The following is a 16,834-nucleotide window of genomic DNA, read 5'->3' on the forward strand; positions in this document are numbered from 1 at the left end:
GGCCGGAATTCCATAAGAATGGATGTTCGATTTCGGTGTCAAGCACACCACGCCGGACCGGCGCCGACGGCCGCCGCGGCTCATGACCGTCAGGATCGACGAGTTCGACGCACTCGACGAGCCATGACAGACCTCATTCTAGTTTCAGGTGATATGCGGACATATCAGAGGAATGCGCGAGGATGAAGGGTGGAAAGGGTGCCGTAGACACGCCGTGTCGTAGGCACACCCCTGCCCCCACGGCCGCGAAACACTCGCGGACCGGCTACCGCGCGTCGTCCCCCGCCCCGCGGCCACGCGCCGCGCGGCGGATCCTGGACAGCACCGGCTCGCCACGGCGCCAGCGGTGACCGCCCTGGACCCTCGGGTCGTCCGTCACCTCGTACCGCTTCACGTAGGCACCCAGGAACGCCTGGAGCGTCGCGACGGCCGGGATGGCGATCAGTGCCCCGACTGCGCCCATCAGCGCGGTACCCGCGACCACCGAGCCGAAGGCGACCGCCGGGTGGATGTCGACCGTCTTGGACGTGAGCTTCGGCTGCAGTGCGTAGTTCTCGAACTGCTGGTAGACCACGACGAAACCGAGCACCCACAGCGCGTACCAGGGGTCGACCGTGAAGGCGATCAGCATGGGCAGAGCACCCGCCAGATACGTGCCGATCGTGGGGATGAACTGCGAGACGAGACCGACCCAGACCGCGAGCGCGGGGGCGTAGGGCACGCCGAGGGACACCAGCAGGATGTAGTGCGCCACGCCGGAGAACAGCGCCATCAGGCCGCGCGAATAGATGTAGCCACCGGTCTTGTCGACCGCGATCTCCCAGGCGCGCAGGACCTCGGCCTGGCGGGACGGCGGCAGCACGGAGCACAGCGCACGCCGCAGCCGGGGGCCGTCGGCGGCGAAGTAGAAGGAGAACAGGAAGATCATCAGCAGCCGGAACAGCCCGCCCAGCACGGTGGTGGAGACGTCGAGCACGCCGGTCGCACTGTTCTGCACGTATCTCTGGAGCCAGTCGGAGTGCAGCAGGCTGTCCTGCACCTCGACTCGGGAGAGCTCCGTGTGGAAGGTCTGGTTGACCCAGTTGATCACCGAGTCGAGGTACTTGGGGAACTCCTCGACCATGTCGACGATCTGGCCGGCGAGCATCGAGCCGAGCAGGACGACGAAGCCGATACCGGCGATCAGCACGGCGATGAAGACCAGGAAGGTGGCGAGGCCCCTGCGTATCCCGCGCCCTGCCATGCGGCTGACGGCAGGCTCGATGGCCAGCGCGAGGAAGAAGGCGATGAGGACATTGGTCAGCAGACCGATGAGCTGGTAGAAGGCCCAGCTGCCCAGCTGGAAGCACCCGTAGAGCGCCAGGGCGAGGACCATCGCGCGCGGCAGCCAGCCGGGCATGCGGACGGGGCCGGCGCCGTGCGGCGGACCGGGTGGTGCGGCCGGCGGGACGGGCGGCGAGGCGGGCGGCTGGGTCTGGGCGGTCTCGTCTGTCAGTGCCACGGGACAAGTTTCGCTCACCGCGGTGACAGCCGGCCGCCCGGCCCGGCGGCGCCCGCCGCGAGCGGCCCCGTCGCCCGGCGTGACCAGGTGACACGCTCGTACCGGTGTGGCGGTACCCCGCCGCTCAGCGCCTGTCGGGGGGTACGCCCACCGCCGAGCAGACCCCGCGCCAGACGTCCTTGGCCTCCCAGCCCGCGGCGAGGGCCTCGTGCACCGTGCGGCCGCCGAGCTCCGCCATGACGTGATCGCGCGCGAAGGAGTCGGCATACGTCTCGCCGAAGTGATCCGCCATCCGTTCCCAGAAAATCGTCAACCGCATGACCCCAGTATCCCGCTCCTGAGAGTGCAGCCGGGCCGGGAGCCCCTGCCGTCGGCGTTTTCCCCTCTACGGTCGGTCCATGGCTGGAACCGGAGCACATTCCCTTGCCCGCGCCGAGCAGTTCATCTGGCTCACCGCACGCGTTCTCGAGCAGCGGCGGTTCGCCCATCTCTTCCTGGGAGGGGGCGCGGACGCCGTCGAGACCGCACTCGCCGCCCATCTGAACGAGGACGGCGGCTACGGTCACGCTCTCGAACCCGATCTTCGCGGCCCTGTGAGCCAGCCGCTGCACACCGCTCACGCGCTGAGCGTCCTCGATTCGATCGGCCGCTGCGACGGTCTGCGCGTGGAGCGGATCTGCCGCTATCTGACGGACGTGTCGACCAAGGAGGGCGCCCTGCCCGCGCTCCTTCCGTCCCAGCGCGGATATCCCGCGGCCCCCTTCATCCCCGTCGTGGACGACCCACCCGCCGAACTCCTCGCGACCGGACCTGTGGTCGGGCTCCTGCACCGCAATCAGGTGTGGCACGCCTGGCTCTTCCGGGCCACCGACTTCTGCTGGGCAGCCGTCGACGCCTTGGAGCAGTCCCACCCGTACGAGATCGAGGCGGCGGTCGCGTTCCTCGACGGCGTCCCGGACCGGTCACGTGCCGAGGCGGCCGCCGACCGACTCGGACAACTGGTGCGGGAGCAGAGGCTGGTGGTGCTCGACCCGCAGCGCCGCAGGGAATACCCGGTGGCCCCTGGTTATGCCCCGGGGGAGCACCATTTCCCGCACGACTACGCACGCACGCCCGGATCGCTCGCCCGGCGGTGGTTCAGTGACGGTGAGCTGCAGAGGTCTCTGGACCATCTGGAGTCCGAACAGCAGGAGGACGGTGGCTGGCCGGTCAACTGGCGTCAGTGGGCGCCCGGAACGGCCCTGGAGGGCCGCCCGATCGAGACGCTGAAAGCCCTGCGGACCCTCAGGGACCACGGTCGCGGACCGCTCTGACGCGTCCGGATCAGAGCAGCGCCCGCGCGAGGGCGGTGACCCCCACGGCGGCACCGACGACGACCAGGAAGGGAGCCCGCAGGACGAGGGCGAGTGCGGCCGCGGCGAGCCCTGCCGCTCGGGCGTCCAGGACCAGATGCTGTCCGGCGCCGAAGGTCTGCTGGGCCGTGAGGGCGGCGAGCAGGGCCACCGGCAGGAGCGCCGCCATCCGCTGCACGAGGGGGCGTTCCAGGACTCCGGCGGGGACCAGGAGTCCCAGGAGCTTGGCGAGGTAGCAGCCCACGGCGGTGAGCCCGATGGCGATCCAGATGTTCATCGGCCCTCCGTGGGCGTCGTGCCTTCGGTGACGGTTCGGTCCGTGGAGCTCCGGCCGCGGCCCTTGAGGAAGAGGACGACCGGCGCCGCCAGCGCGGAGGCGAGCACGGGCGCGCCCGCCGGCAGCACCGGCAGGAGGCCCAGCGCCAGCAGGACCGCGAGCCCCGCTGTGACGCGCTCCGTGGTGCTCTTCAGCATCGGTGCGAGCAGGGCGAGGAACACGGCGGGGCTCGCGGCGTCCAGCCCCCAGGCATCCGTGTCGCCGAGCGCCTCCGCCCCGAGCGCTCCGACGAGCGTGGTCAGGTTCCACAGGGCGTAGAGAGTGAGCCCGGTGACGGTGAACCCGATGCGTGCGGCACGCCTGGTGGGCTGGGGCAGGGTGACGGCGGTCGTCTCGTCGATGACCCACTGGGCGGCGAAGGGGCGCAGTACGCGTGGCAGGGCGAGGAGCTGCGACAGCCGGAGCCCGTAGAAGGCGTTGCGGACGCCCAGGAAGAACGCCCCGGCCGCGGCGGTGTAGGGGTTGCCGCCGGCCGCGAGGGCGCCGACGAGGGCGAACTGCGAGGCGCCGGTGAAGACGAGGAGGCTCAACGCGCAGGTCTGGAGAAGGGTGAGTCCGGAGCCTGCCGAGGTCACGCCGAAGGCGAATCCGGAGAGACCCACGGCTGTGCCCACGCCGAGGGCGTCCCGGACGACGGCGGCGTCCGGCTTCTCGGTGCCGGCGCCCGGCGTCCCGAGGGCGCCGGTGCTCTGAGGGGATGCTGTCTGTTCTGCCACGCCCGAGACGCTACGTCGAGGTGCCCCCGCCGGTCTTGTACGTTCTTGCACGCTCGCGCCGGTAGGCCCCCGGAGTCACCCCGACGATCCGGGTGAAGTGACGGTTGAGGTGGGGCTGGTCGGTGAAGCCGACGGCGGCCGCCGCCTCGGCGGGGGCGGTCCCCGCGTCGAGCATGCGCCGCGCACGCCGCACGCGGGCGTCGGTGAGCCAGGTGTGCGGGGGCATCCCGTACTCCTTCTTGAAGGCGCGCAGCAGCGCGAAGGGGCTGGTCCCCAGTTCCGTGGCGAGTGCTTCCAGGGTGGGCGGGCGCTCCATCCGTTCCTCCAGCGCCGCCCGGGCGCGTAGGGCGTCGCGGGCACCGGCGCGGTGCGAGGTCCTGGTCGGCAGCACACTGCCGTGGCGGTCGAGCAGCCCGGCCACCAGGACGCGCAGGACGCTGTCGGCGGCCAGGGCGTTGCCCTCCTCGGCCGCCCGGTGGACCTCGGTGATCAGCCGGGCGGCGAACGGGTCCCGCACGCAGGTCTCGGTGAATGCGACCGTCCCGCGGAGGCTCGTCAGGTCGGCCGCGATGTCGTTGACCACCTGGGCGGACGGGTAGAGCGTGGCGTACACCCATCCCTCGGCCACTCCGGCGCGGGCGCTGTGCGGCACCTCCGGGTTGATCATGACCACGGTGCCGGGGCCGGCGTGCACGGTGCCGCCGGGGAGGCCCACGTCCTCCACACCTCTGGAGACCGAGCCGAACACGAAGCCCTCGTGGCTGTGGCGCGGAAAGGTGTGGCCGACATAGCGGGCGCGCAGCAGATCGAGCTGGGGCAGCTCCGTGTACTGCCAGTGCCTCGCCCACTCCTGTGTCGTGTCCACCTCCGGCATATTCGTATTCTCGCAGGTCCAGGCAGTGCGGGAAGTCCGTGGAGGTGAGCGGCGGGCACGTCCACCGGCCGTTGTCGGTGGTGGGGTGCACGATGGGGGGCATGGCAGGTTCCGCACTCGATTCGTTCTCGCCCGCGACCCGCAGCTGGTTCGCGGGCGCCTTCGACGCGCCCACCGCGGCGCAGGAGGGGGCCTGGCGGGCCATCGGCGAGGGTTCGGACGTGCTGGTCGTCGCACCGACCGGTTCGGGCAAGACACTGGCCGCGTTCATGGCCTCGCTCGACCGGCTGGCTGCCGTCCCGCCGCCCGCCGAGGCGAAGAAGCGCTGTCGCGTGCTGTACGTGTCACCGATGAAGGCGCTCGCCGTGGACGTGGAGCGGAATCTGCGGTCGCCACTGACCGGGATCCGTCAGGAGTCGGTGCGCCTGGGTCTGCCCGAGCCCGAGGTACGGGTGGGGATCCGTTCCGGGGACACCCCTCCTGCCGAGCGCCGTTCGATGGCGACGAAGCCCCCGGACATCCTGATCACCACCCCCGAATCGCTGTTCCTGATGCTCACCTCCTCGGCCCGGGACGCGCTGGCCGGGGTGGAGACGGTGATCGTGGACGAGGTGCACGCCGTCGCGGGCACCAAGCGCGGCGCCCATCTGGCCGTGTCCCTCGAGCGCCTGGACGAGTTGTTGCCGCGTCCCGCACGGCGTATCGGGCTGTCGGCCACGGTCCGCCCGGTCGACGAGGTCGCGCGGTTCCTGTCGCCGCAGCGGAAGGTGGAGGTCGTCCAGCCCCCGTCCGCCAAGGAATTCGACCTCTCCGTCGTGGTCCCGGTGGAGGATCTGGGCGAGCTGAGCGGCTCCCCTGCCACGGGTGACGAGGGCGGCCAGGCGGAGAAGCCGTCGATCTGGCCGCATGTCGAGGAGCGGATCGCCGATCTCGTCCAGTCCCACCGCTCCACGATCGTCTTCGCCAACTCACGGCGGCTGGCGGAGCGTCTGTGCAACCGGCTGAACGAGATCGCCTACGAGCGGGCGACCGGCGCCGCGTTCGAGGAGGAGCCGGGCACCGGCGGGCCCCTGCCCGAGGCCCACTCCCCCGCCGAGATCATGGCGCAGTCCGGGGCGGCGAAAGGGGCTCCGCCGGTCCTCGCCCGCGCGCATCACGGCTCGGTCTCCAAGGAGCAGCGCTCCCAGGTCGAGGAGGACCTGAAGGCGGGCCGGCTGCCCGCCGTGGTCGCCACGTCCAGCCTGGAGCTGGGAATCGACATGGGCGCGGTCGACCTGGTGATCCAGGTCGAGTCACCGCCGTCCGTGGCGTCGGGGCTGCAGCGGGTGGGACGCGCCGGACACCAGGTCGGCGCCGTCTCCACCGGCGTGGTCTTCCCCAAGTACCGGGGCGACCTGGTGCAGGCGGCCGTCGTCACCGAGCGGATGCGCGAGGGCGCCATCGAGGCTCTGCGGATCCCGTCCAACCCCTTGGACGTGCTCGCCCAGCAGATCGTCGCCACGGTCGCACTCGACAGCTGGCAGGCCGACGACCTGCTCGCCCTGGCACGCCGGGCCGCTCCCTTCGCCTCACTCCCCGAGTCCGCGTTCACAGCGGTGCTCGACATGCTCGCCGGGCGCTATCCGTCCGACGCCTTCGCGGAGTTGCGGCCCCGCGTGGTGTGGGACCGCGTCACCGGCACGGTCACGGGCCGCCCCGGTGCCCAGCGGCTCGCCGTCACCTCGGGCGGCACCATCCCAGACCGCGGGCTCTTCGGTGTCTTCCTGGCCGGCGCGGACCCCAAGAAGGGCGGCGGACGCGTCGGTGAGCTGGACGAGGAGATGGTCTACGAGTCCCGGGTCGGCGATGTCTTCACCCTGGGCACCACGTCCTGGCGGATCGAGGACATCACGAGGGACCGTGTGCTCGTCTCGCCCGCCCCCGGTGTCCCGGGCCGCCTGCCGTTCTGGAAGGGCGACCAACTGGGCCGGCCGCTGGAGCTGGGCCGCGCGCTGGGCGCGTTCCTCCGTGAGCTCGGGGGGCTGTCCCCCGAGGACGCCAGGCTGCGGCTGCTCACGGCCGGGCTCGACGCCTGGGCCGCGGACAACATCCTGTCCTACCTCGACGAGCAGCGCCGGGCCTGCGGCCATGTCCCGGACGACCGGACCGTCCTCGTCGAGAGGTTCCGCGACGAGCTGGGCGACTGGCGGGTCGTGGTGCATTCACCGTTCGGCGCCCAGGTGCACGCCCCGTGGGCGCTCGCCCTGTCCGCCCGGCTCAGCGAGCGGTACGGAATGGACGCCCAGGTGATGCACGCCGACGACGGCATCGTTCTGCGGCTTCCGGACGCCGATCTGATGGGGCTCGACCTCCTCGACTTCGACCCGGTCCAGGCGGACGCGGCCGGGACAGGCGGGGAGGCGGGGCGGGGCGACACCGGCCCGGGATTCCCCGCCGCGGGGTACGACAACGATCAGCCTCCCGTCGCGGCCGCCGACGTGGTGTTCGACAAGGGAGAGATCAGCCAGGTCGTCACCGAACAGGTCGGCGGATCGGCCCTGTTCGCCTCCCGGTTCCGCGAGTGCGCCGCGCGTGCCCTGCTGTTGCCCCGGCGGAGCCCCGGCAAGCGGACCCCGCTGTGGCAACAGCGTCAGCGCGCCTCTCAACTGCTCCAGGTGGCATCCGAGTTCGGCTCGTTCCCGATCGTCCTCGAAGCGGTCCGCGAATGCCTCCAGGACGTCTTCGACGTGCCCGGACTCACCGAGCTGATGGGCGATCTGGAGGCCCGCCGGGTGCGCCTGGTCGAGGTGACCACGCCCGAGCCGTCACCCTTCGCCCGCTCGCTCCTGTTCGGATACGTCGCCCAGTTCCTGTACGAGGGCGACTCGCCCCTCGCTGAGAGACGGGCGGCAGCCCTCTCGCTCGACTCCCACCTCCTGGCGGAGCTGCTCGGCCAGGCGGAGCTGCGCGAGCTGCTCGACGCCGACGTCCTCGGCGAACTGGAGCGTGAACTCCAGTGGCTGACGGACGACAGGAAGATCAAGGACGTCGAGGGCGTCGCCGATCTGCTGCGCGTACTCGGCCCCCTCACCGCCGCCGAACTGTCGGAGCGCGGCGCGGACGCCCCCTGGGCCCCGGAGTTGGAGACGTCGCGACGCGCCATCCAGGTCCGCATCGGCGGGACGGCTCACTGGGCAGCCGTGGAGGACGCGGGCCGGCTGCGCGACGCACTCGGCACCGCGCTTCCGGTAGGCGTCCCCGAAGCGTTCACCGAGCCGGTCAAGGACCCCCTCGGCGATCTCCTCGCCCGCTACGCCCGTACGCACGGCCCGTTCACCAGCACACAGGCCGCGAGCCGCTTCGGCCTCGGCATCGCCGTCACGGACGGGGCACTTCAGCGGCTCGCCGCGTCGGGCCGTGTGGTCCAGGGGGAGTTCCACCCGGCCGGTATCGGCCAGGAGTGGTGCGATGCCACGGTCCTGCGACGGCTTCGCCGCCGGTCGCTCGCCGCGCTCCGCCAGGAGCTGGAGCCGGTCCCGCCCGCGGCGCTCGCCGGCTTCCTGCCCCAGTGGCAGCACCTCGGCGACAACAGCCTGCGCGGGATCGACGGACTGGCACGCGCCATCGAGCAGTTGCAGGGCTCACCTGTTCCCGCGTCCGCCCTCGAGAAGCTGATCCTGCCGAGCCGCGTCGGGGGATACACCCCCGCCATGCTCGACGAGCTCACGACCACCGGCGAGGTCGTCTGGGCCGGGGCGGGGGCCCTGGCGGGAAAGGACGGCTGGATCTCCGTCTACCTGGCGGACAGTGCGCCGCTGCTGCTCCCGCCGCCTCACCCGCTGGAGAAGACCGCGCTGCACGAATCGGTTCTCACCGCGCTTTCCGGCGGGTACGGCCTCTTCTTCCGGCAGATCGCCGATCAGGTCCGGGCCACTACCCACCCGGACTGCACCGATCCGCAGCTGGCCGACGCTTTTTGGGATCTGGTCTGGTCCGGCCGTCTCACCAACGACACGCTCGCCCCCTTGCGTTCACTCCTCGGCTCGGGGCGCACTGCGGGATCCACCGCGCACCGCGCGAGGCGCAATGTTCCGCGCGGCCGTTACGGCTCGCTGACGGCGGCCGCCCGCCCGACCTCCCGGACCGGTCCGCCGACCGTGTCGGGACGATGGTCGCTGCTGCCCCAGGCCGAGCCCGATCCCACCCATCGCGCACACGCCCTGGCCCGGACGCTCCTCGACCGCCATGGCGTGGTGACCCGGGGCGCGGTGCAGGCCGAGGGTGTCGAGGGCGGCTTCTCGGCGGTCTACCGTGTTCTCGCGGCCTTCGAGGACAGCGGGCAGGCCCGCCGTGGCTACGTCGTCGAAGGACTCGGCGCCGCGCAGTTCTCCATGGACGGTGCGGTGGACCGCCTCAGGGCGGCCTCCACCGCGCGCGACCGGGCCGACCCGGGAGCTGCGCCCCGGGCCCTGGTCCTCGCGGCGGCCGACCCCGCCAACGCCTACGGTGCGGCTCTGCCCTGGCCCGAGTCACCGGACGGTGCGGGACACAAGCCCGGCCGGAAGGCGGGCGCGCTGGTGGTCCTGGTGGACGGCGAACTGACGCTCTACATGGAACGCGGCGGCAAATCCCTTCTCGCGTGGCCCACCGACCCGGCCGACCCGGCACTCCGCGCGGCCGCCGACGCGCTCGCTTCGGCAGCACGCGCGGGCACGCTCGGCACGGTCACGGTGGAGCGCACCAACGGCGCCTCCTCCCTCACTTCCCCCCTCGGCAGGACCTTGGAGGCCGCCGGCTTCCTCGCCACGCCGCGAGGTCTGCGGCTGCGCGCCTGAGAACGGCTCGGCTCGCGGCCACAGCCCCGCACCGCAGTGACCGCCATGACGGCAGTGACCGCGGTGACCGCAGTGACCGCAGTGACCGCAGTGACCGCAGTGACCGCGCATGATGGATGCATGCCTGAAGGTGACACGGTCCTCCAGACCGCCCGGCGTCTCGACTCCGCGCTCGGCGGCGGGGTGCTGACCGTCTCCGACCTGCGGGTCCCCCGGTTCGCGACAGCCGATCTGACCGGCCGGGAGGTGCTGGGCGTCACTGCGCGCGGTAAGCACCTGCTCACCCGTTTCGAGGGCGGCCTCACCCTCCACAGCCATCTCCGCATGGAGGGCGCCTGGCGCGTGTACGACCACGGCGAGCGCTGGCGAGGCGGCCCGAACCACCAGATCCGAGCCGTGCTCGCCACCGCGGAGCACACCGCCGTCGGCTACCGGCTGCCCGTCCTGGAACTCATCCGCACCGAGGACGAGGAGCAGGTGGTCGGCCACCTCGGACCGGATCTGCTCGGGCCCGACTGGGACCCGGACACCGCTCTGCGCAATCTGCTCGCCGATCCCGGGCGCCGCGTCGGGGACGCGCTTCTGGACCAGCGCAATCTGGCGGGCATCGGCAACGTCTTCATGTGTGAGCTCTGCTTCATGGCCCGTGCGACGCCGTGGCTCCCGGTGGGCGAGGTGTCCCTCCCCATCGCCACCCGCCTGGTCAGCACGGCCAAGCAACTGCTGGAGGCCAATCGCGACCGTCCTGTGCGGACCACGACCGGAGCCACCCCCGTCATGTCACGCAGGCGCCCCACGGAGCGTCTGTTCGTCTACGGAAGGGCCGGACGCCCCTGTCTGCGGTGCCGCACCCCCATCCGTAAGGCGGATCGCGACGACCGTCCCACCTACTGGTGCCCGCACTGCCAGTCCGGTCCCACCGGCTGAGAGCCTCGCATCCGCACGAAGGCGCCGACCGGCATCCGCCGGACACGGAGCCGGGGTACACGAGCCCGCCATGACCCGCCCCTGAGGCCTGAAGAGCGTGGCTCTTGGGTGGGCCGCGCTCCACCGTGCCCGCCACCCTCATATGGGTTCGGCGCTGAGCAAGGCGGCCGCAGGGTTCGTCAGGTCAGCCCCATGCACGACGAGATGGCTCTGCTCTCCGTCAAAGATGCCGGCCAGGGCATCGGCCTCCCGCCGGTCCCCGCCGAAGAGAGACCGCTGGTCGACATGCGCGATCAGGATGTCGTGGCTGTCGATCACCCCAGAGACGCCCCGGGTCTCGATCGCGTCCGACCGGCGTCCAGGTTCCGGCCGAACCACTCCGGCAGCCCGCACGGCTCGCTCACCGCGTCCCAGAAGTCGTCCAGTGTCTTGATCAGCCGCCCGCGCGGTTCAACGACCGGCTCGCTATCCGTCATCGCAGCAGACCAACCAGCCCCACCACGAGGCAATCACCGGTCGAAGAGACAGTCTCTAGGTCGATATGTCCGTCCGGTCCTCGCCGGACCCGGCGGTCTCCCCGGACCCGTCGGCAGAGCGCTCCGGCCGCACCGCGGCGGCCACGTGCACCGGCAGGAGGCTCAGCCCCCATCCCCCGGCCGCCACCGCACCCTCGACGAGTCCAGCGTGTTCCGGCTCCAGGAGCAGTCGCAGCACCGCCCACCACCACACGCCACCGAGGACGAGCACCGGCACCCACCGCCGCACCATGGCTGCCTCCTCCGGCCGACGCTAGTACGGCACGATCTCCTGCCGGGAGGGCGCATCGGTGCACCACCGGCGCGAGCTGAACGGCAATGCGCCCTTTCCTCGGAATGCTGTGTGCGACAAGAGGAGAGCAACGGCCCTCTCCCGCAGTTTCCCCCGGGGCGGCGCCGACTGCATCCCGCGACCGCCGGCCCCGCACGCCGGCCCCGTCCGCAGATCTGACCGGCTCCGGGCACCCCTGGAGCGCGGACCCGTCCGGCCCCGGACATGCCGGTGCCCCCGCGATCGAGATCCGCGGGGGCACACCGAGCGCACCGGGTGGGGTTGCTGTCACCTGTCGTCGTCGGTGAGGGAGTCCTTCACGCCCTTGGCACGGTCACCGGCGGCGCCCAGAGCGCCCTCGGCCCCGGTCTTGGCCTGGTCGGTCTTACCCTCGGCCTCCTTGCGGCGGTCGCCCGTGACCTTCCCGGTCGCCTCCTTGGCCTTGCCCTTGAGCTTGTCCATGGCTTTCTTGTCCGTCACAGCGATTCCTTCCTCTGGAATTCGGGTTCAGGCGCTCTCAGCCTGGAACATCCATGCGTGCTTCTCGAGATCCGCGGTGAGCGTGATCAGGATGTCCTGGCTGACGGGATCCGGCTCGTCGGTCGCCTCGATCCGCTCCCGCATGCGGTCGATGACCACACGGAGGGCGTCGACGAGCACACGTACCGCGTCGGCGTCCTTGATCCAGCCGTCAGGCACGGAATCGATGGCCGTGGTCTTCGCGAGCGTGCGGGACCGGCCGTCCGGATTGACGCCGACCGCGGAGGCCCTCTCGGCAACGGTGTCCGAGTGCTGACGCGCCGTGTCGACGACCTCGTCCAGCTGAAGGTGCACGGATCGGAAGCGCGGGCCGACCACGTTCCAGTGGACCTGCTTGGCCACCAGCGAGAGATCGACCAGGTCGACCAGCGCGCCTTGCAGCGCGTCTCCCACCACCTTGCGGTCGCCATCGGACAGGGCGCTCTTCACGACAGACATGCACTTCTCCGTTCAGATGACTGTTCGACTGACCATTCGTCCACAATGTCACACATGAGGCAAAACGGTCATACGAGTGGCCGTCCCGGAGAGCTGCCCTCCGGTCTCATCACGCGCCTGCCCCGCGAATCGGCGGACACACACCCGGCACACGAAAGCCCCGGCCGGCCCACGAGGGGCCGGCCGGGGCTTTCGTTCACCACGAACCGTGCGGTCAGGCGGCGACGACATCCACCGCTTCCGCGGGCGCCTTGATGGTCACCCGTCCCGTCGGTACGCCGGCGACCGACGCAACGGAGACGGAATTCAGCATCGGGCGTACCGGTACAGGCACCGCATCACTGGCTGCTGCCGACTCGGCCAGCTCGGCCAGGGACAGTTCATCGCTCACTTCACGCATGAGCTCGGACATCCGTACGTCCAGCGCGTCGCAAATGGCGGAGAGCAGTTCGGAGGATGCCTCCTTCTGCCCCCGCTCCACCTCGGAGAGATAGCCGAGCGAGACTCGGGCGGACGAGGAGACTTCGCGCAGAGTACGGCCTTGGCGCTGGCGCTGCCGACGCAGCACGTCACCAAGCAGGCGACGGAGCAGAATCATCGGTGGCTCCCTCCTCGGACCGCGTAGCCGCATCCTTCACGCCCCACCGTACCGCCTTGCGCTGCGGCCGTGCGGGGAGCGATGTCGTGTTCACTCAGGGCTGCAAACATCAATTCCCCCCGTTCTGTTCCGTATCCTGTGCCCTCGCATTTTCGCCGAGTTCGCCGGAGAGCAGCGCGAGCAGGCTCCGTACGCTTTCCTTACGGATGTCCGCCCGCCCGCCGTTCAACCTCAGCTCGGCGGTTTTCTGTACGCCACCGGGCCCCGAAACCGCTATGAAGACCGTGCCGACGGCCTTGCCGTCCTGGGGTTCGGGGCCCGCGACACCGGTGGTGGAAACTCCCCAGTCCGCGTCGAGGACCCGGCGTACGCCGACGGCCATCGCCTGGGCGACCGTGGGGTCCACCGCTCCGCGCTCGGTCAGAAGCGCGCCGTCGACGCCCAGCACGTCCCGCTTAAGGGGCGTGGCATAGGCGGTGACGGACCCGCGGAAGCACTGCGAGGCACCCGGCACATCGGTGAGCGCGGCGGCCACCAGGCCGCCGGTGAGGGACTCGGCGACCGCGAGCGTCTCACCACGCTCCTGAAGCTGCCGCAGCACCCGGGCCGCCGCGGACGTCACCGCTCCGCCTCCGTGGCGCCCCGGCCACCTGCCACGCGCTCCCCCACCGGTTCCCCGACAGGTCCTCCGAGAGGGTCGACCGCCGGCTCCACGACCGGCTCCACGACGCCCTCGCCCGCTCCGTGCACCGCGTCCGTGGCGCACTGCCCGCCGGCGGCGCCCTCCACGTCCGCGGCCACCGCGACGGCCTCCACGGCCGCAGCCCGCTCCGCCGCGAGCCCACGGCGGCGCAGGACGACGGCCTGGCGCACGTAGTCGAGACCGGTGACGACCGTCAAAACGACCGCGGCCATCATCACCCAGAAGCGCAGGGTGGCCAGCGGGCCCGTCAGCGCCAGGACGTACATGCCCACGGCGATGCCCTGGGCCAGTGTCTTCACCTTGCCGCCCCGGCTGGCCGGGATCACGGAGTGCCGGATGACCCAGAAGCGCATGAGCGTGATCCCGAGCTCACGGAAGAGGATCACTCCGGTGATCCACCACGGCAGATCCCCCAGCGACGAGAGACAGATCAGGGCAGCACCCATGATCGCCTTGTCCGCTATCGGGTCCGCGATCTTCCCGAAATCGGTGACCAGGTCGTACGTACGCGCCAGGTGGCCGTCGAAGACGTCGGTGATCATCGCGACGGCGAAGGCCGCCCATGCGAACGACCGCCAGACCGGGTCGTAGCCGCCGTCGTGCAGGAGCAGCATCACGAAGCCCGGGACGAGCAGCAGTCGCAGCATCGTAAGGATGTTCGCGATGTTCCACAGGCCGGCCTGGTTGACGGCCGCCGCGCCCAGCTTGCCGCCGCGGGGCGCCGGCGTCGCGCCGGAGCCGCTCGCCGCGGATGCCGGGGCTCCCGTCATCTGGCTGCCTCCGCAAGCTCGTGGTGTTCGGCCACGAGGTCCACTCCCTCGGTGCCCACTGCCTTCGCTTCGACCATAAGGCCCGGCACGAGACCTTCGCGTGTGGTGAAGACGACCTGGCCGTCCGTTTCGGGAGCCTGATGGGCGGCTCGGCCCACGGCCACGGGTCCGTCCTCCTCGTCCTCGATGGACTCGACGAGGACCTGGAGGGTCTCTCCGACCCGCTCCTCGGCGCGCTGCGAGGTCAGTTCCTCGGCCAGCTGCGAGATGTGCGCGAGGCGCTCGGCGATGACGTCGGCGTCCAGCTTGTTCTCGTAACCGACCGCCTCGGTGCCGTCCTCGTCGGAGTAGCCGAAGACGCCGATGGCGTCCAGGCGCGCGCCGGTGAGGAAGCGTTCCAGCTCGGCCACGTCGGCTTCCGTCTCACCGGGGAATCCCACGATGAAGTTCGACCGCGCACCGGCCTGCGGCGCCTTCGACCGAATGGTGTCCAGGAGCTCCAGGAAGCGGTCCGTGTCGCCGAACCGGCGCATCGACCGCAGCACCTTGGGAGCGGAGTGCTGGAAGGAGAGGTCGAAGTAGGGGGCGACCTTGGGCGTCGAGGTGAGCACGTCGATCAGACCGGGCCGCATCTCGGCGGGCTGGAGGTAGCTGACGCGGATGCGCTCGATCCCGTCGACGTCCGCGAGCTCGGGCAGCAGGGTCTCCAGGAGCCTGATGTCCCCGAGGTCCTTGCCGTACGACGTGTTGTTCTCGGAGACGAGCATGACCTCCTTGACGCCCTGCTCGGCGAGCCAGCGCGTCTCTCCCAGGACGTCCGAGGGGCGACGCGAGACGAAGGAACCCCGGAAGGAGGGGATGGCGCAGAAGGAGCAGCGGCGGTCGCAGCCCGAGGCGAGCTTCACCGAGGCGACCGGGCTGGTTCCCAGCCTGCGGCGCAGCGGCGCCCGCGGCCCGGAGACCGGTGCGACTCCTTCGGGAAGGTCCGCGGGGGCCGGCGTGATCTCCTGGGCGTGCCCCGGCAGCGCGACGGTGGCGTCCTGGCGCTCGGCCGGGCTGATCGGCAGCAGCTTGCGACGGTCGCGCGGGGTGTGGGAGGCGTGGATGCCACCGTTGAGGATGGTCTGCAGGCGGTCGGAGATGTCTGCGTAGTCGTCGAAGCCGAGGACTCCGTCGGCTTCCGGCAGCGCCTCGGCGAGATCCTTGCCGTAGCGCTCGGCCATGCAGCCGACGGCGACGACGGCCTGGGTTCTGCCGTGATCCTTCAGATCGTTGGCTTCGAGCAGGGCGTCGACCGAGTCCTTCTTGGCGGCCTCGACGAACCCACAGGTGTTGACTACTGCGACATCCGCGTCCGTGGCGTTCTCGACGAGCTCCCAGCCGTCCGCTGCCAAGCGGCCTGCGAGCTCCTCCGAGTCCACCTCGTTACGGGCGCAGCCAAGAGTGACAAGGGCGACGGTACGGCGTTCGGGCATGGGCTCAAGACTACTTTGTCCCGGCACCCGCCCTGCAGAGCAGGGTTCATCGCTACGGGGAGTGACCGAACAGCTGGTGAAGCGGGGGAATCGGCCGTACAACGACAACGGTGTGTGCCCGGCACTTCTGCCGGCCACACACCGTCGGGGAGACACGGGTGGAGAGGTCAGCCGACCTCGGGGTCACCCTTGGTGTAGGAGAGCCGTTCGACCTGACCGGATTCGAACTCGTCGTCGACCTTCTTGCCGTTCACGAAGAGATCGATCACCCCGGCGTCCCCGAGGACGAGGTCGACCCGCTCCTTGTCCTGGAAGGTCTTGGAGTCGCCCTGGTTCAGCAGACCGTCGAAGAGCAGCCGCCCGTTGTGGTCCTTGGCGGAAATCCAGCTCTTGCCCTCGGTGGCGCTCAGCCGGACCGTCACCTTGTCCCGCGGAGCCGCGGCGATGACGCTCTCGGAGGGAGCGGGCTTGGGGTCGGCGGGCTTGGTCGTGGCGGGCTTGGTCGTGGTCCTGTCCGGAGTCGAGCCTTCGGCGACCTGCGCCGAGCCCGACCCCTCGTCCTCACCGTTGAAGAGCGTGAAGCCGACGAATCCCACCACCGCGACGATCGCGGCGACCATGGCCGCGGTCCAGTTGGGCCGACGGGGTTCGGAGCGGATCCGCTCCGCCTCGAACAGCGGTGCCGCCGGTGTGGGAGCGGGACGGCCGCCGTGCTCGGCGTCGAACTCCGCGATCAGCGGATCGGGGTCGAGCCGGACGGCGCGGGCGAACATGCGGATATGGCCGCGGGCGTACACGTCACCGCCGCTGCGGGAGAAGTCGTCCTCCTCGATCGCGTGCACGATGGGGATGCGCACCCGGGTGGAGCTGCTGACTTCCTCGACCGTCAGACCCGCGGCGATGCGGGCCTGCTGAAGCGCGCGACCGATCGAAGGCCGGTCGTCTTCGGGGGAGTTGCCGATGGACACGGGGGGCGCCTTTC

18 protein-coding genes are annotated in these 16,834 nt (G+C 70.9%); 3 read left to right on the forward strand and 15 right to left on the reverse strand.

What is annotated here, in order from left to right; translation table 11 throughout:
- Positions 1–265 precede the first annotated feature (265 nt).
- A complete protein-coding gene (locus LWJ43_RS07925; protein ID WP_277335834.1) occupies positions 266–1,399 on the reverse strand; it encodes an AI-2E family transporter in 1,134 nt (377 codons plus the stop codon).
- A gap of 226 nt (positions 1,400–1,625) precedes the next feature.
- The gene (locus tag LWJ43_RS07930) at positions 1,626–1,820 is read right to left on the reverse strand and encodes a DUF3046 domain-containing protein (protein WP_031099352.1); all 195 of its coding nucleotides are present in this window, start codon (positions 1,818–1,820) and stop codon (positions 1,626–1,628) included.
- Between the two features lie 79 nt (positions 1,821–1,899).
- Here LWJ43_RS07930 and LWJ43_RS07935 point away from each other — a divergent pair, with 79 nt between their 5' ends.
- A complete protein-coding gene (locus LWJ43_RS07935) occupies positions 1,900–2,814 on the forward strand; it encodes a hypothetical protein (RefSeq protein WP_277331592.1) in 915 nt (304 codons plus the stop codon).
- Between the two features lie 10 nt (positions 2,815–2,824).
- Here the strand turns inward: LWJ43_RS07935 and LWJ43_RS07940 are convergent, their stop codons facing one another.
- Genes LWJ43_RS07940 through LWJ43_RS07950 form a run of 3 tightly spaced genes read right to left on the reverse strand, consistent with a single transcriptional unit; the run spans position 2,825 to position 4,780 of the window.
- Positions 2,825–3,130: an AzlD domain-containing protein gene (locus LWJ43_RS07940; RefSeq protein ID WP_277331593.1), complete on the reverse strand. Its 306-nt coding sequence runs from the start codon at positions 3,128–3,130 to the stop codon at positions 2,825–2,827.
- Positions 3,127–3,906: an AzlC family ABC transporter permease gene (locus LWJ43_RS07945; RefSeq protein WP_277331594.1), complete on the reverse strand. Its 780-nt coding sequence runs from the start codon at positions 3,904–3,906 to the stop codon at positions 3,127–3,129. Before LWJ43_RS07945 ends, LWJ43_RS07940 begins: the two co-directional genes overlap by 4 nt.
- A 10-nt stretch (positions 3,907–3,916) precedes the next feature.
- Complete coding sequence (locus LWJ43_RS07950) at positions 3,917–4,780, reverse strand: AraC family transcriptional regulator (protein ID WP_277331595.1); 864 nt, start codon at positions 4,778–4,780, stop codon at positions 3,917–3,919.
- A gap of 101 nt (positions 4,781–4,881) precedes the next feature.
- On the opposite strand from LWJ43_RS07950, the gene LWJ43_RS07955 reads away from it, so the two are divergent.
- A complete protein-coding gene (locus LWJ43_RS07955; protein WP_277331596.1) occupies positions 4,882–9,594 on the forward strand; it encodes an Lhr family helicase in 4,713 nt (1,570 codons plus the stop codon).
- Between the two features lie 120 nt (positions 9,595–9,714).
- A complete protein-coding gene (locus tag LWJ43_RS07960; protein WP_277331597.1) occupies positions 9,715–10,521 on the forward strand; it encodes an Fpg/Nei family DNA glycosylase in 807 nt (268 codons plus the stop codon).
- 138 nt (positions 10,522–10,659) lie between these two features.
- Here LWJ43_RS07960 and LWJ43_RS32875 read toward each other — a convergent pair whose 3' ends face one another.
- The 10 genes from LWJ43_RS32875 to LWJ43_RS08005 form a co-directional block, all read right to left on the reverse strand.
- On the reverse strand, positions 10,660–10,839 hold the full coding sequence (locus LWJ43_RS32875; RefSeq protein WP_346771979.1) for a hypothetical protein: 180 nt from the start codon (positions 10,837–10,839) through the stop codon (positions 10,660–10,662).
- Positions 10,836–10,997, reverse strand: a complete 162-nt coding sequence (locus LWJ43_RS32880) for a barstar family protein (RefSeq protein ID WP_346771980.1) — start codon at positions 10,995–10,997, stop codon at positions 10,836–10,838. The genes LWJ43_RS32875 and LWJ43_RS32880 overlap by 4 nt, the downstream gene beginning before the upstream one ends.
- Positions 10,998–11,052: 55 nt before the next feature.
- Positions 11,053–11,289 carry a hypothetical protein gene (locus tag LWJ43_RS07970; protein WP_277331598.1) on the reverse strand — a complete coding sequence of 79 codons (237 nt, stop codon included), beginning with the start codon at positions 11,287–11,289 and terminating at the stop codon, positions 11,053–11,055.
- Between the two features lie 327 nt (positions 11,290–11,616).
- Positions 11,617–11,808, reverse strand: coding sequence for a CsbD family protein (locus LWJ43_RS07975; protein WP_277331599.1), 192 nt, complete (start codon positions 11,806–11,808; stop codon positions 11,617–11,619).
- A 27-nt stretch (positions 11,809–11,835) separates the two neighbouring features.
- Complete coding sequence (locus LWJ43_RS07980; RefSeq protein ID WP_277331600.1) at positions 11,836–12,306, reverse strand: Dps family protein; 471 nt, start codon at positions 12,304–12,306, stop codon at positions 11,836–11,838.
- Between the two features lie 214 nt (positions 12,307–12,520).
- On the reverse strand, positions 12,521–12,904 hold the full coding sequence (locus LWJ43_RS07985; RefSeq protein WP_014153702.1) for a helix-turn-helix domain-containing protein: 384 nt from the start codon (positions 12,902–12,904) through the stop codon (positions 12,521–12,523).
- 109 nt (positions 12,905–13,013) lie between these two features.
- A complete protein-coding gene (locus LWJ43_RS07990) occupies positions 13,014–13,526 on the reverse strand; it encodes a CinA family protein (RefSeq protein ID WP_277331601.1) in 513 nt (170 codons plus the stop codon).
- On the reverse strand, positions 13,523–14,377 hold the full coding sequence (gene pgsA / locus LWJ43_RS07995) for a CDP-diacylglycerol--glycerol-3-phosphate 3-phosphatidyltransferase (RefSeq protein WP_277331602.1): 855 nt from the start codon (positions 14,375–14,377) through the stop codon (positions 13,523–13,525). The genes LWJ43_RS07990 and pgsA overlap by 4 nt, the downstream gene beginning before the upstream one ends.
- On the reverse strand, positions 14,374–15,852 hold the full coding sequence (rimO, locus tag LWJ43_RS08000) for a 30S ribosomal protein S12 methylthiotransferase RimO (RefSeq protein WP_277331603.1): 1,479 nt from the start codon (positions 15,850–15,852) through the stop codon (positions 14,374–14,376). The genes pgsA and rimO overlap by 4 nt, the downstream gene beginning before the upstream one ends.
- Before the next feature lie 167 nt (positions 15,853–16,019).
- On the reverse strand, positions 16,020–16,820 hold the full coding sequence (locus tag LWJ43_RS08005) for a helix-turn-helix domain-containing protein (RefSeq protein ID WP_277331604.1): 801 nt from the start codon (positions 16,818–16,820) through the stop codon (positions 16,020–16,022).
- Between the last annotated feature and the right edge of the window lie 14 nt (positions 16,821–16,834).

The organism is Streptomyces sp. JH34, assembly GCF_029428875.1.
Lineage (GTDB): Bacteria > Actinomycetota > Actinomycetes > Streptomycetales > Streptomycetaceae > Streptomyces.